General features: G+C 63.8%; 11 protein-coding genes (1 of these 11 only partly in view). 7 read left to right on the top strand and 4 right to left on the bottom strand.

The window, feature by feature from the left end; translation table 11 throughout:
• Positions 1-409: 409 nt before the first annotated feature.
• Together ACP15D_RS10480 and ubiG are read right to left on the bottom strand one after the other, a co-directional pair.
• Entirely contained in the window at positions 410-709 is a 300-nt protein-coding gene (locus ACP15D_RS10480) for a hypothetical protein (protein ID WP_424957446.1), read from the bottom strand.
• A 72-nt stretch (positions 710-781) separates the two neighbouring features.
• Positions 782-1,549, bottom strand: a complete 768-nt coding sequence (ubiG, locus tag ACP15D_RS10475) for a bifunctional 2-polyprenyl-6-hydroxyphenol methylase/3-demethylubiquinol 3-O-methyltransferase UbiG (RefSeq protein WP_424957445.1) — start codon at positions 1,547-1,549, stop codon at positions 782-784.
• A 205-nt stretch (positions 1,550-1,754) separates the two neighbouring features.
• Between ubiG and ACP15D_RS10470 the strand changes: the two genes are divergently transcribed.
• From ACP15D_RS10470 to ACP15D_RS10445, 6 genes are all read left to right on the top strand, one after another.
• Positions 1,755-3,017: an aspartate kinase gene (locus tag ACP15D_RS10470; protein ID WP_424957444.1), complete on the top strand. Its 1,263-nt coding sequence runs from the start codon at positions 1,755-1,757 to the stop codon at positions 3,015-3,017.
• Between the two features lie 102 nt (positions 3,018-3,119).
• The gene (gene ptsP, locus ACP15D_RS10465) at positions 3,120-5,378 is read left to right on the top strand and encodes a phosphoenolpyruvate--protein phosphotransferase (protein ID WP_424957443.1); all 2,259 of its coding nucleotides are present in this window, start codon (positions 3,120-3,122) and stop codon (positions 5,376-5,378) included.
• 90 nt (positions 5,379-5,468) lie between these two features.
• Positions 5,469-6,212 (top strand): helix-turn-helix domain-containing protein, encoded by a 744-nt coding sequence (locus ACP15D_RS10460; RefSeq protein WP_424957442.1) that lies wholly within the window; start codon positions 5,469-5,471, stop codon positions 6,210-6,212.
• A 104-nt stretch (positions 6,213-6,316) separates the two neighbouring features.
• A complete protein-coding gene (gene prfA, locus ACP15D_RS10455) occupies positions 6,317-7,402 on the top strand; it encodes a peptide chain release factor 1 (RefSeq protein ID WP_424957441.1) in 1,086 nt (361 codons plus the stop codon).
• Entirely contained in the window at positions 7,392-8,291 is a 900-nt protein-coding gene (gene prmC / locus ACP15D_RS10450; RefSeq protein WP_424957440.1) for a peptide chain release factor N(5)-glutamine methyltransferase, read from the top strand. The genes prfA and prmC overlap by 11 nt, the downstream gene beginning before the upstream one ends.
• Before the next feature lie 394 nt (positions 8,292-8,685).
• Positions 8,686-9,513, top strand: a complete 828-nt coding sequence (locus ACP15D_RS10445; RefSeq protein WP_424957439.1) for a DUF4167 domain-containing protein — start codon at positions 8,686-8,688, stop codon at positions 9,511-9,513.
• A 184-nt stretch (positions 9,514-9,697) separates the two neighbouring features.
• On the opposite strand, the gene ACP15D_RS10440 is transcribed toward ACP15D_RS10445, so the two are convergent.
• The gene (locus ACP15D_RS10440) at positions 9,698-10,468 is read right to left on the bottom strand and encodes an MOSC domain-containing protein (protein ID WP_424957438.1); all 771 of its coding nucleotides are present in this window, start codon (positions 10,466-10,468) and stop codon (positions 9,698-9,700) included.
• A gap of 202 nt (positions 10,469-10,670) precedes the next feature.
• Here ACP15D_RS10440 and clpB point away from each other — a divergent pair, with 202 nt between their 5' ends.
• Positions 10,671-13,268: an ATP-dependent chaperone ClpB gene (gene clpB / locus ACP15D_RS10435; RefSeq protein WP_424957437.1), complete on the top strand. Its 2,598-nt coding sequence runs from the start codon at positions 10,671-10,673 to the stop codon at positions 13,266-13,268.
• 203 nt (positions 13,269-13,471) lie between these two features.
• On the opposite strand, the gene ACP15D_RS10430 is transcribed toward clpB, so the two are convergent.
• Positions 13,472-14,910, bottom strand: the 3' portion of a protein-coding gene (locus ACP15D_RS10430) for a peptidoglycan DD-metalloendopeptidase family protein (protein ID WP_424957436.1). Its footprint extends 577 nt past the window's final position; the window shows 1,439 of its 2,016 coding nt (coding positions 578-2,016); the start codon falls outside the window, past its right edge; it ends in the stop codon at positions 13,472-13,474.

Genomic DNA, 14,910 nt, shown 5'->3' with positions numbered 1-14,910 from the left:
CGTCGGCTTGTCAATGGCCAGGAAGAGCCACGGTTCCGCTGCGACGCAGCGCGGACGTAGCCCTTTCATTGTGGCGGGAGTTGCCCGGAGTGATGGCGGGAACCTGTCCGAAACCTAAGGTGTTCTTTAGGTTGGTTTCGACCCCGTTCCTCGTGAGGAAAGGCGATCACCATGAGTGGCAAGAAGAGCAAGGGGGAGGGCAGGCGGCAGAGTGAGAGGGCCTCTCGCTCACCGCAGGAGGCCGTCAGTAGAGACGCCGAGCGGCGGAAGGCGGCACGGGCGGAGGAGCAGCTGGAGGAGGGGCTCGAAGATACGTTTCCCGCCAGCGATCCGATCTCGATCCAGAGTACGCTGGTGCCCGGCAGCCGGCATTAGCCTTACTACGGGCATTCGCGCAGGACCGCGCGGGTCACATCTGCTTTTCGGCTTTGCCCGTGATGGGATCGCGACCACCGCGGTATTCATATTTGGCGTCGTCCTGCGGGATTTGCTGCTCGGCCTCTTGCTGGTCGGTTCCACCGACCTTGGCGGGAGGCTCGTAGGTGTCCGGCGAATGCGCTGGGGCGATGGAGCCGCTCATATCGTCGGGCGTGCCGGAATACATCGGTGACTGGCAACCGCCGAGCGTGAGCGATGCCACGAGTGCGGCGATCGACGCGATTGTGGCCCTGCGCCTAGAATTGTGGTGATCGGTCATCGGGAAGCCCATTGGCTCGTTTCATTTTGAAACGCCCGATGGGTGGTGCGTGTTCCTCGGGCGCGGCTGCAACCCGACGTGGCGTCAGGCGGCAATTCGAGCAGAGGCGGCGATGTAATTGACGTCGGTGTCGGCGCCGAGGCGCCACGTGTCCGACATCACATCATAGATAATGCCGGCCATTTCGGGGGGCGCGAACCCCGCGTCGGCGAGGTAGCGGGTCAGTTCGTCGGTGGTGACGAAGCGGTTCCAGTCGTGCGTGCCACGGGGGACCCAGCCGAGCACGTATTCAGCGCCGACGATGGCGAGGGCGTAGCACTTCAAGGTGCGGTTGAGCGTCGACATGATGAGGGCGCCGCCGGGCCGCACGAGCTGGCCGAGGCTTTTTACGAAGGCGGCCTGGTCGGGGACGTGCTCGATCACCTCCACGCAAACGACGGCATCGAACTGCTCGTCCGCAGCGACAAGCTGTTCCACTGATGCGGTGCGATAGTCGATGGTGAGGCCCTGGCCTTCGGCGTGGCTGCGGGCGACGGCAATGGAATCGTGCGTTGGGTCGATGCCGGTGACGGTTGCGCCGAGGCGCGCGAGGGGCTCGGAGACGAGACCGCCGCCGCATCCGACATCGAGCACGGAAAGGCCGGATAGCGGTTGCAACCCAGTGGTCTTGATGTCGAAGTGGCGCACAAGGGCGTTGCGGATGAAACTCAAGCGGGCAGGCCCCTGGCTGTGCAGCGGGCGTAGCTTTCCGCCGGTGTCCCACCATTCTCCGGCCAGGGCTTCGAAGCGCTCGACCTCGATCGGGTCGAGGTTGGCGGCAGGGGCGCTGGAGCTGTGTTCTGGGGTGGCCATGAGCGGGATACGGCGATGAGCGAAACAGAATGTCAAGACGCGGATATTGCGGGATGGGTGCGATGCCGTTAAGACAACGCCGCAAAAGCGGGATTCCTGTTCACTCCAGGCAATTAGGCGCCACCCGACGGCCGCGCTGCGCGGGCGGGCGACTAGAGCGGGCTGATCCAGATAATTGAAGAATGAGCCGCACGGCGGGATAGCGATGGCTGTTGTTGTGATGAAGTTTGGCGGCACGTCTGTCGCCAACGTCGAGCGCATTCGCAACGTGGCGCGTCACGTGAAGCGCGAGGTCGACGCCGGCAACAAGGTTTGCGTGGTCGTCTCTGCCATGGCCGGCGCGACGAACCAGCTCGTTTCCTGGGTGCGAGAGGCCTCGGTGCTGCACGATGCGCGCGAGTATGACGCCATCGTTGCTACTGGCGAGCAAGTCACGGCAGGGCTTCTCGCCATTGTGCTGCAGTCGATGGGACTGCAGGCGCGCTCCTGGCAGGGCTGGCAGATTCCGATCACTACTTCGGCGGCGCACGGGTCTGCCCGGATCGCCGGCATCGACGGAACCGAGCTGCGCCGCCGACTCGACGATGGCGACGTTGCTGTGGTGACTGGCTTCCAGGGTATCGAGCCCGAGCGTCGCCGCATTGCAACATTGGGCCGCGGCGGATCAGACACCAGCGCGGTGGCCATGGCGGTCGCACTCAAGGCCGATGTGTGCGACATCTATACCGACGTCGATGGTGTCTACACCACCGATCCCCGCATCGTGCCGAAGGCGCGACGCCTGCCGAAGATCTCCTACGAGGAGATGCTGGAGATGGCCTCGCTCGGCTCCAAGGTGCTGCAAACGCGATCCGTAGAGCTCGCGATGGTGCACCGGATGCGGGTTCGCGTGCTGTCCAGCTTCGTGGCGCCCGAGGCAATGAGCCCCGTGCGTCTCGATCGGCTGGAGGACATCGGCACTATCGTTTGCGATGAGGAAGAGATCGTGGAGAACCAGGTCGTCAGCGGCATTGCCTACGTCAAGGACGAGGCCAAGGTGACGCTCATCAAGGTCGAGGACAAGCCGGGCATCGCCGCGCGCATCTTCGGCCCGCTGGCGGATGCCAACATCAACGTCGACATGATCGTGCAGAGCGTCACGCCGGACGGCAAGCACACCGACATGACCTTCACGGTGCAGGCGAGCGAGCTGCCTCGCACGCTCGAGACGCTGAAAGGCGCTAAGACGGAGATCGGCGAGTTCGATGTGCAGAGCTCGGCTGACGTCGCCAAGATCTCGGTGATCGGCATCGGCATGCGCAGTCACGCCGGCGTCGCAGCCATGATGTTCAAAGCCCTTTCAAGCAAGGGCATCAATATTCTCGCAATCACAACTTCAGAGATCAAAATCAGCGTGCTTATCGACGCGGCATATGCCGAGCTGGCGGTGAGAACGTTGCACTCCATTTATGGGCTCGATTCGGATTGAGCGCTTAAGACAGCGCACCCGGTCGAGCACTGAGCCCCGCCATTCCGGCGGGTCACCCGGGCGGCACGACCTATGCAGAGGCGAGGCGACGAGCCACGAGTGATGACATCCGAGCCGGCGCTGCGTGTAATCATGCGGCGTCTTCGGGAGATCATGTCCGAACCGGGTGACGGACAGCAGCGGCTCGACAAGATCGTCAAGCAGATCGCGGGCGTAATGGTCGCCGAAGTCTGCTCGATCTACCTCAAGCGACAGGACGGCTCTCTGGAGCTGTTCGCCACCGAGGGCCTCAACCGAGACGCTGTGCACGCGGTGCGCATGAAGCGTGGCGAAGGTCTCGTCGGGCGGTGCGCGGAACTCAACATTACGGTCAACGAGCCGGAGGCTTCGAGCCACCCGGCGTTCTCCTATCGTCCAGAGACGGGCGAGGAGATCTATCATTCGCTGTTGGCGGTGCCGATTCAGCGGTCGGGCCAGGTGCTCGGTGTGCTGGTCGTTCAGAACCGTACGCAGAAGGAATACTCCGACGAGGATGTCGAGGTGCTACAGGCGACGGCGATGGTTGTTGCCGAGCACCTCGTTTCCGGTGCGGTGGCGGGCTCGGGCGCGTCTATCGAAATCGAGAAATCGCTTTCGGCGGTGATCCAGGGCGAGAAGATGGCCGATGGCGTCGCGCTCGGTCATGTGGTGCTGCACGAGCCGCGCATCGTTGTCACGCACCTGATGGCGGAAGATCCAGCGGCGGAGCTGGTGCGTCTCGATGCAGCGATCATCACCTTGCGCGCGTCGCTGGACGAGATGTTCGAGCATGAGCATCTGTCCGGGGCGGGCGAGCACCGCGACGTGCTCGAAGCCTACCGCATGTTTGCGCACGACAAGGGCTGGGAGCGTCGGCTGCGCGAGGCGGTCGAGGGCGGCCTGACCGCGGAGGCCGCGGTGGAGCGCGTGCAGAACTCTACGCGTGCGCGCATGCTACGGCAGAACGATGCCTATTGGCGCGAGCGTCAGCGTGACCTCGATGATTTGTCGGATAGGCTGCTTCGCATTCTCGCTGGCCGCATCACGAGCGCGGATGCGCCTTCCGCACTGCCGCCGGACACCATTCTCGTCGCGCGCACGATGGGACCTGCAGAGCTACTGGATTACGACCGTCGCCGGCTGCGCGGATTGATTGTCGAGGACGGCAGCGGACAGAGCCACGTTGCCGTTGTTGCGAAGGCGCTGGGCATCGCTGCTGTGGGCCAAGCGCGGGGCGTCGTCGAACGCGTGACGGCGGGCGATGCTGCGATCGTCGATGCGACGACTGGCGAGGTGCACTTGCGGCCATCGTCGGATGTGATCGCGGCCTATTCCGACAAGGTGCGATTCCTCGCTCGCCGGCAGCGGCAATACCGGGCGTTGCGCGATGTTCCGGCTGTGACGGCGGATGGTGTGCGCGTGAACCTGCACATCAACGCGGGTCTGCTCGTCGACATGCCGCATCTGAAAGAGTCTGGTGCGGACGGGGTCGGTCTGTTCCGCACAGAGCTGCTGTTCATGCTGTCGAACACGCTACCCAAGGTGGAGCGGCAGGCCGATTCCTACAGTGCGGTGCTGGCGCGCGCGGACGGCAAGCCGGTGGTGTTCCGGACGCTCGACATCGGTGGTGACAAGGTTCTGCATTATCTGCGGCAGCCCAAGGAAGAGAATCCGGCAATGGGCTGGCGCGCGGTACGCATGGGCCTCGATCGTCCGGCGTTGCTGCGCACGCAGGTGCGGGCCCTGCTGCGCGCGGCTGGGGGACAGGAGCTTCGGCTCATGATCCCGATGGTGTCGACTGCCGCGGAGATGGATCCGGTGCGCGAGCTGATCGATAAAGAGCATCAAATTCTTATCGAGAAGGGGCGTGAGCCGCCCAAGACGATCCGCGTCGGCGCCATGGTGGAAGTCCCCTGCCTGTTGTTTGAGCTCGATGCCCTGATGAAGAAGGTCGACTTCATCTCGGTCGGCAGCAATGACCTGATGCAATTCATGTTGGCGGCCGATCGCACAAATGCGCGTGTCGGCAGTCGCTATGACCCACTTTCTCCGGCTCCGCTACGGGCATTGAAGACGCTGGTGAAGGCGTCGGAGAAATATAAAGTGCCAGTGACGCTGTGCGGTGAGATGGCCGGGCGCCCGATCGAAGCGCTGGTGCTGATCGCACTCGGCTTCCGGTCGCTGTCGATGGCGCCTGCATCAATTGGTCCGGTCAAGACGATGATCTTGTCGCTCGATGCGAACCGTGCGTCGAAACTTGTGGAAGACCTGTTGAAAAAGGGCACCACCAATATTCGCGAACGTATCGCTGCCTTCGCTGGCGCGGAAGGTATCGAGATCTAGTTTCGCGTTCCGACTGGACATTGCGTCGCCGTTGTTGGACGATGACGCCCCAGGGGGAACTTCAGTTCCAGGATTGTTTTGGCGTTGGTCATGCGTAGAGGCTACGAGCCGGCAAGACCCTATCCCGTTGCGCGCCCGCAAGCGGCACGCACGCATGCCCCCGTTGCACCCCCTCCATCGCAAGCGGCACTTGCCGCGGACATCTCTCGCTTCTTTCATGACTTGCGCGGCGCGCTCGGGTTGTCGCCGATGCAGGCTGCACAGGCGCTGTCGACGCGCGTCGACATCATCGCCGCGCTCGAGGCCGGGCAGGTTCAGGCTCTGCCGCTGTGGCCGGAGACGTGCCGCATCGTGCGTTCGTACGCAGGGTTGGCGGGGCTGGACCCGCGTCCAGTGCTGCATATCCTGGAGCAGCTTTTCGTTGCCGCGCCCCGGGCGCAAGTGTCGCAACCGGCGCCACGGCGCCCGCTGATCCGCAATATCAATCTTGGCGGACAGAGCAGCGCTCCGATCATCAAGGCGATCGGTGGGAGTGGTAAGCGGGCGGCGCAGGCCGCGCGCCGGGTGAGCCGCGTGGTCAACGATCACGCCGGGCGCCCTGGCATGGCACTGTTTACCGTGACCCTCGGCATCGCCATGATCGTTCTCATCACCCAGACATCCGTGCTGGAAGCAGCGGTTTCTCAGCTGCCGCCGTCGATGAAGCGGATCGTGCGCGGGGCGCAGAACTATGTGATCGTGCGGTTTGCTCCGGTTCGCGACGGCTTGCGGTGGATCGATGTTCCCGATCCGCGGACCCGGCGCGGCGACAAATTGCAGACGGCCGCCCAATAGGATTAGATGCGGCGCGCCGCGGCGCGGGTGCCCATATATTCACCCCATAATAGAACTTGAACCGGCTCGCCGAGACGCGAAGCCGGCATTCCGTTTCGAGAACCATGGTCGGAATTCCACAAGACAAAATCGAAAAGATGGTCGGGCGCTGGAGCGCGATCCAGGCAGAGCTCAATGCCGGGGTGAACCAGGCTGCGTACGCGAAGCTGACGAAGGAGTTTTCCCAGCTCAACCCGGTGGTGGAGACGATCGAGGCGCTGAGGGCGGTCGACAAGGAGCGGGCGGACCTGCAGGCGATGGTCGATGATCCATCGTCGGACAAGGAGATGATCGCGCTGGCCGAGGCCGACATCGAGGCGCTGGAGCCGCGGCGCGAGGAACTGGAGCAGAAGCTGAGGATCCAGCTGCTGCCCAAGGATGCGGCTGACGAGCGCAGTGCTATTCTGGAAGTGCGCGCCGGCACCGGCGGCGATGAGGCGGCGCTGTTCGCGGCGGATCTGTTCCGCATGTACGCGCGCTACGCCGAATTGCACGGCTGGAAGGTGGAGGTCATCTCGGAATCGGAGAACGATCTCGGCGGATACAAGGAAATCGTGGCGTCGATCTCCGGCGAGGGGGTTTTCGCGAAGCTGAAGTTCGAATCCGGCGTGCACCGGGTGCAGCGCATCCCCGCGACGGAGACTGGCGGGCGCATCCATACCTCTGCGGCGACGGTCGCGGTGCTGCCGGAGGCCGAGGATATCGACATCGACATTCGCCCCGAGGACATCCGCATCGACACGATGCGTGCGGGCGGCGCGGGCGGTCAGCACGTCAACAAGACCGATTCTGCCGTGCGCATGACGCATTTGCCGACGGGCATCGTGGTCGTGTCGGCGGAGAAGTCGCAGCATCAGAACCGCCGGCTGGCGATGCAGGTTCTGCGCTCGCGCGTCTATGAGATGGAGCGGGAAAAGGTCGATTCTGCGCGCGCGGAGGCGCGAAAGGGGCAGGTCGGCTCGGGCGATCGCTCGCAGCGCATCCGCACCTACAACTTTCCTCAAGGGCGCGTGACGGATCACCGGATCAATCTGACGCTGCATAAGCTCGATACGGTGCTCGATGGCTCCGGTCTCGATGAGATGATCGACGCCCTGACCACGGATCACCAGGCGACGCTACTCGCCGAGATGGCGGGCAATGGCGCCTGAGGCTCGGCAAAATCGCGAGGGCCTGGCCACTCTTGGCGAGGCGGCGCGGGCGGGGCAGCGCGATCTTGCTGCTGCGGGTATCGAGGATGCGGGGCGCGATGCGCGGCTGTTGCTGGTAGCGGCGACGGGGTGCTCGACGGCAGACATCATTGCGCATCCCGAGCGGCCATTGCCCGAGGAGGCGCGGGCGCGATTTGCGGCGATGCTCGAGCGGCGGAGCGCGCATGAGCCTGTTTCGCGCATTCTGGGTGAGCGGGAATTTTATGGACGGCGCTTTTTGCTTTCGCGGGAGACGCTCGACCCGAGGCCGGACAGCGAGACCTTGATCGAGACTGCTCTGGGAATTGCGGAGCGGGAGGGCTGGCGCGAAAAACCCATTCGCATCCTCGACATCGGCACCGGCACGGGTTGTCTGCTGCTGACGCTGCTGGCGGAGTTGCCGCAAGCGCGCGGGCTCGGCACGGATATCAGCGCAGATGCTCTCGAGACGGCTCGGAAGAATGCTGCTGCGCTGGGCGTTGGCGATCGCGCGCAGTTCGAGATCCACGATGTGCTGGACGGGGTCCAGGGTCGGTTCGATCTGGTAATCAGCAACCCGCCTTATATCGCGAGTGGGGAGATCGCCGGGTTGAGCCCGGAGGTGCGCGTTTTCGATCCGCGCGCAGCACTCGATGGGGGTGCGGATGGCCTCGATGTATATAGAGAGATAGCGGCCGGTCTCGATCGTGTGCTCGATGGGGCAGCGGTGGTCGAAGTCGGGGTGGGGCAAGCCGAGGCTGTGGCTCTCTTGTTGCAGCAAGCGTTCGTTAAGACACGCAGGGCACAACTTAGCCGACATTCAGACCTTGGAGGCCATGAGCGCTGTGTGGCGTTGTTGCTACAGTTATAATTGGTCGCAAAGAAACTGTTTGATTTGCTCCGGTTCCGCGCTAGTCTGACCGAAGCCGATTGAACGTGTGGCGCGCTTCGGTGTTGGAGCTGATAGCCGCACGAGCTGGGAAACCCAGCTGGGATGACAAAGGCGCGGGGACACGTGGTTACGGGGCCCTGTAGCTCCCGCTGAAACGGCAATCGCTAGCCGTGTGGCGTGCCACGCCCCTTTCCGATCGGAAGTAGCGACTGCCGGTTGAGCGTCACAAGATTGAGATAGAACGCGCGCGCATGGGCGCCGCCAGGAAAACTGGCCAGAGACTGCGGTTTCAGCGCCTCTCTAGGGCACTAGCGATTGAAAGACGCTAACGAGGCGTGACGCCTGTCATTCATCACCACCGAGAACGGAGCCAATGAGGCAAGGACAGCAGAACCGCCGGGGACGCGGGCGCAACCGCAAGGGCCAGAGCCCGCTGACGCGCAGCTTCGAGAGCACGGGGCCGGACGTTAAGATCCGTGGAACTCCGTCGCATATCGCTGAAAAGTATATGTCGCTGGCCCGTGACGCCTCGTCTTCGGGCGATCCAGTTCTCGCAGAGAATTATCTGCAACACGCAGAACACTACAACCGCATCATCATGGCTTTCCGCGAACAGCAGATTAGCCAGGGCGGGCCTGACATAAACGGGGTGCCGCGCAATCGGCCCTTCAACGAAATGGACGGTGACGACTACGGCGATGATGACGGCGACGAGGGCGATATGCAGCCGTCGTTCAATCCGCCGCGTCACAACAACGAGCAGCCGCGGATGGAAGGTCAGCGGTTCGACGGGCAACGGCATGAGCGTCACGATCAGGGCCGCTTCCGCGATCGGAACGAGAATCGTGGCCGCAATCATGACCGAGGGGATCGGGGCGACCGCGGAGATCGAGGTGATCGGGGCGAGCGTCGCGATCGCGAGCATGGCGCCGAAGGGTTTGGCGGACAGCCGCGCCCTCCGCGCAACAATAGTCCTGAGGGCGTCGATACCGGTGGGCCGCAGCCGGTGGCCGAGGCGCAGCCTTTCCAGCCGCGCCGCGAACGGGAGCGTGATCGCGACCGCGATCGGTTCCCGCAGCAGCAGCACGAGCAGCCGGAATTTCTGCGTCGACCGGTTCGCCGTCCGCGCCGCGAGAGCAGCGCCGGCGGTGAGGTGAACGCGGCAGCAGCCGCCGCACCAGCCACGGACGACGCTGAGTAAGCTGTTCTCGAGTTTCGAACGGAATGAGCGGCCGCCCTCCCGATGGGGAGTGGCGGCCGTTCTTTGTTGAAACGGCCGATGGTCGGCCACGTGCCCGCCCCTCACCGTCTCACCCGGGTTCTGCCCCTCACCCTGACCCTCTCCCCGTGGTGGACGGGGAGAGGGAATGAGCTGGGTGGCGCGTCTAAGAGAATTTGATGGGGTCGCCGATGGTGATTTCGCCATCGGACAGGACGCGGGCGTAGATGCCGAAGTCGGAATGTCCGTAGGTGCGCAGCAGCGTGGCGGGCAGCGCGGTGTCGCGTTTTCCGGTATCGGGATCGACGTCGGTGGCGGCGCAGCGCTCGGTGCGCTTGATGAATGCGAGTGGCACGCCGCCGATTTGCAGCGGCTTATCCTTCCAACTGAATTCGGCCCAAGGCTCGGCGCCATCGATGATGATGTTAGGGCGGAAGCGCAACGGATTTAGTTGACGGCCGGCTGCGCGCTCCAATTCGCGTAGCGACGCCAAGTTGACGATGTGCAGGCACTTGGCAGCGACATCGGAAAAGCTGTGGCCTGGGGCCGAGACGACGCGGGGCGGGCCGCGCAGATCCGACTGCATGTAGGCGGCGAGGAACTGCTCGATCATGCGGCGGCCGAGCTGGGTGCGCAGATCGCCGCGCGCCACCTGCTTGCCGGCGCGGAAGATCGTCAGAGTTTCGGTCTCGTCATCGAAGCGCGTCTGCAATGTCGCCAGGCGCTCATTGCGCATCAACATCAGGAAGTTGATCTTCGGCAGATGGGCGGGATGCTCGGGGTCGAAACGGCCGATACCGTTCTCGATCGCATAGGCGCGGTCGAAAGGGGCGGTCTGGTCTCTGGTCAACGTCACGCGCTCGAGCGGTTCGGGCGAGAGGCCTTTGACCGGATAGCGGTAAAGTCCGCTGACGGCAGGTTCGTGCGAAGATGACATCGTTGATGCAACTCAAGTGAGTTTGAGAAGTACCGGTGTAGCCCTCTTTTGTCCGGTTTCGACCACACTATATCACCTGTTGGAAAGGTTTCCGGACGATGCTGCCGCGTCGGTAGGTCGGCGGAACCACCATCAATCCTGACGTGGAAGGTGCCGGGCCGTGCCATCAGGGCGGAACGGTGCGCTGAGGAGGGAATCTCTCATGAACTTTGAAATGTTTACAGACCGCGCACGCGGTTTCGTGCAGGCCGCGCAGAATCTGGCGGTGCGCGAAGGCCATCAGCAGTTTTCGCCCGACCACCTGTTGAAGGTGCTGCTCGATGACAATGAAGGGTTGGCCGCGGGGCTGATCCGCAAGGCGGGCGGCGATCCTAAAGCGGCGCTCAAGGCAGTCGAGGCGCAGCTTGCGAAGCGCCCGTCCGTTTCGGGCGGCGGGGCTGGCCAGCTATATATGGCTTCGGAACTCGCGCGCGTGTTCGACGCGGCGGAGAAGATCGCAGAGAAGGCTGGAGACAAGTACGTAACGGCCGAACGGCTGTTGCTTGCCCTGGCGCTCGAGAAGGGCACGGATGCTGCCAAGATCCTGGCTGATGCGGGGGTGACGGCGCAGGGTCTCAATACGGCGATCAACGAATTGCGCAAGGGCCGTACGGCGGACACGGCGTCGGCCGAGCAGGGCTATGACGCGCTGAAGCGGTATGCGCGCGACCTCACCGAGGCTGCTGCTGCGGGCAAGATCGATCCCGTTATCGGGCGCGATGAAGAAATTCGCCGCACCATTCAGGTGCTGTCGCGGCGCTCTAAGAACAATCCGGTGCTGATCGGTGAGCCCGGCGTCGGCAAGACGGCAATCGCCGAGGGTCTGGCGCAGCGCATCGTCAAAGGAGACGTGCCCGACAGCCTCAAGGACAAGAAGCTGCTGGCGCTCGACATGGGCTCGCTCATTGCCGGCGCGAAATATCGCGGCGAGTTCGAGGAGCGCCTCAAGGCCGTGCTGAGCGAGGTGGAGGCCGAACAGGGACGCATCATCCTCTTCATCGACGAGCTGCACACCATCGTGGGCGCGGGCAAGACCGAAGGCTCGATGGATGCTGGCAACCTGCTTAAGCCGGCGCTGGCACGCGGCGAATTGCACTGCGTCGGCGCGACGACGCTCAATGAGTATCGCAAGCACATCGAGAAGGACGCGGCGCTGGCGCGGCGATTCCAGCCGGTATTCGTCAGTGAGCCGACGGTGGAAGACACCATCTCGATCCTGCGCGGCATCAAGGAGAAGTACGAGCTGCATCACGGCGTGCGGATTACCGACAGCGCGCTGGTGGCGGCGGCTACGCTCTCGAACCGCTACATCACGGATCGCTTCCTGCCGGACAAGGCGATCGACCTCGTCGACGAGGCGGCTTCGCGACTCAAGATGCAGATCGATTCCAAGCCGGAGGAACTGGACCGCATCGATCGCGAGCTGATGCAGCTGAAGATCGAGCGCGAAGCTCTGAAGAAGGAGACGGATGTTGCGTCGAAAGACCGGCTGTCCAATCTCGAGAAGGAGATCGCCGACCTCGAGGAGGAGAGCAAGATCCTGACGCAGAACTGGGAGGCGGAGCGCGAAAAGCTCGGCAGCGCCCAGAAGCTGAAGGAGGAACTCGATACCGCTCGGACCGAGCTGGAGAAGGCGCAGCGCCGCGGTGACCTGCAGCGCGCGGGCGAGCTTGCCTATGGCAAGATTCCCGAACTGGAGAAGAAGCTCCTGAAGATGGAGCAAGAGGAAGCCAAGGGCGGCATGGTCGAAGAGGCCGTGACGCCGGACCAGATCGCGTCGGTGGTGTCGCGCTGGACGGGCATACCTGTCGACCGCATGCTCGAGGGCGAGCGCGAGAAGCTGTTGAAGATGGAAGATGCGCTGGCGAAGCGCGTCGTCGGTCAGCGCGAGGCGGTGGATGCCGTTTCGAAGGCCGTGCGGCGTGCGCGTGCGGGCCTGCAGGATCCGAACCGGCCGATCGGCTCGTTCATGTTCCTTGGGCCTACAGGCGTCGGCAAGACCGAGCTGTCGAAGGCGCTCGCGGCGTTCCTGTTCGATGACGACAACGCGATCCAGCGCTTCGATATGTCGGAGTACATGGAGAAGCACTCGGTTGCCCGTCTCATCGGCGCGCCTCCCGGCTATGTCGGCTATGAGGAAGGCGGCTCGCTGACCGAGGCGGTGCGTCGCCGGCCGTATCAGGTGATCCTGTTCGACGAGATCGAAAAGGCGCACCCGGACGTGTTCAACGTGCTGCTGCAGGTGCTCGACGATGGGCGTTTGACGGACGGCCAGGGCCGCACGGTCGACTTCCGCAACACGATCATCATTCTGACGTCGAATATCGGCGCGGAGTATCTCGTCAACCAGAAGGAAGGCGAGGACACGGCGCTCGTTCGCGACCTGGTGATGGGCGAGGTGCGGCAGAAGTTCCGGCCGGAATTCCTCAACCGTCTCGACGATATCATCCTGTTCCACCGTCTGCAGCGTGCGGATATGGGCAAGATCGTCGACATCCAGATGAAGCGGCTCGACAAGCTGCTCGCCGATCGCAAGATCGTCGTCGATCTCGACGATGCGGCGCGGACGTGGCTCGCCAACCGCGGTTATGATCCGGCCTATGGTGCGCGCCCGCTGAAGCGCGTGATCCAGCGGCACGTGCAGGATCCGCTCGCCGAGCAGATCCTCGCGGGGCGCATCAAGGATGGCGACACGGTGCACATCGGCGTGCGCGACGGCGAACTGGTGCTGAACGGCGAGGTCGTGAAGGCAGCGGCCTAAGCCGGGCATGGCAGGCAAGTAAGGCAGTCGGCAGTGGGCAGTCGGAATGGCGCCCGCTGCCGTTGTCGTTTCTGCCTCATGCGTGCAGGGCGCGGTGCCTATCCAACATCTGTCATCCCGGCGCGGGACGGGACCAGAGAAGCGTGCGGAAGCTGGCGCAGGCCCCGACCCTCGTCGGGGTGACGTCGAGGTGCGTCGGCTGCCTATTTGCTGGCGGTCATGACGGGGGCGAGGTGGCGCAGGTCGTCGATGCGCTGGCGCTCCTTTTGGAACTCGGCGAGCTGACGGCCGGAAAGCTCGCGCTCGCGCGGGACCTGGATGGCGAGCGGGTCGACGAAGCGCGAATTGATCAGCACCTCGTAGTGAAGATGCGGGCCGGAAGCGAGGCCCGTCGATCCGACATAACCGATGATTTCGCCCTGGCGCACCTTGGCGCCGGCGACGATGCCTTTACGCAGGCGCAGCATGTGTCCGTAGGCGGTGTGGTAGCCGTTGGGGTGACGGATGCGCACGTAGTTGCCGTACTGACCTTTGCGACCGGCCTCCTCGATGACGCCGGTGCCTGCGGCAAGAATCGGCGTTCCGGTCGATGTCGCCCAGTCGACGCCGGTGTGCATGCGCCGCTCGTTGAGCAGCGGATGGAAGCGCATGCCGAAGCCCGAGGCGAGGCGAACGTCGCCGCGAACGGGGCGGCGCATGAGGAACTGTTTTGAGTTGTTTCCGCGCTCGTCATAGTAGTCGACGACGCCATCGGGGGTGCGGAAGCGGTAGAATTTGTACGTCTCGCCGCCGCTGGTGATGGACGTGTAGAGCAACTCACCAGGCGGACTATCCGCCTTCGCACCATCCTTCATGTCGAAGAAATACTCGATTGAATCGCCAGGGCGCAGGCGGCGTCTGAAGTCCGTTTGCGACGCGTGAATCTTCATCACCTTGGTGATGACGTCATCGGGTAGTTTCTGGAGCAGAGCGGCGTAGTAGACGCTGGCGTAGACGCTGGATGTCGATGCGCGGTCGTTGTGGTCGAGGGCCGCGTTGGCGATTTCCTCGCCAAATGGAGGCGACTTGCTGGCGACGAATTCGCCGGCAGCGTTGCGCGAAACGGTGACGAGATGATCGTGACCGTCGGAGAAGACGGAGAAGCGCGCGGGCTCTTTCTTGTCGCGTCTCGTTAGTGAAGGCACGAGCGTGATTCGCACCTCCTGGCCGGCGGCGAGACTGGTCTCGGGGAAGATGTTGCGCGCAGCCTCGATCATGCCGCGCGCCTGCCAATTGTCGGCGCCGACGCGCATGAGGATCTTGCGCAGCGTGTCGCCTTGTCCGACGCGAATGACCTGCGTTTCTCGGCCTTCGAGGTCGGCGAGCGTGTCCTCGTCCTCTTGCACCGGCTTGACGAGAACGGTCGTGTTCGGGGTGGCGGCGCCGCCGAGCGGCGTGTCATCGCCGGCACTGCGATTGGCTTCGGCCTCTGCACCGGCACGGATCAGCTCGGCTTCGGTTTCGGCCTCGCGCGCGGCATCGACGTGCTGGGCGACCTCGGCGTCGTCGAGCTCCTGGTGATCCTCATCGGGGAGAATGCCGCCGAGCAGCTCGATGATGTTGACGGAGACATTGCCCTGATTGGTGGTCTCAGACTCGCTGT

The organism is Hyphomicrobium sp. 1Nfss2.1 (assembly GCF_965243865.1).
Lineage (GTDB): Bacteria > Pseudomonadota > Alphaproteobacteria > Rhizobiales > Hyphomicrobiaceae > Hyphomicrobium_A.
Note: the sequence above shows the minus strand (reverse complement) of the source record. Positions and strands in the feature narration are given on the sequence as shown.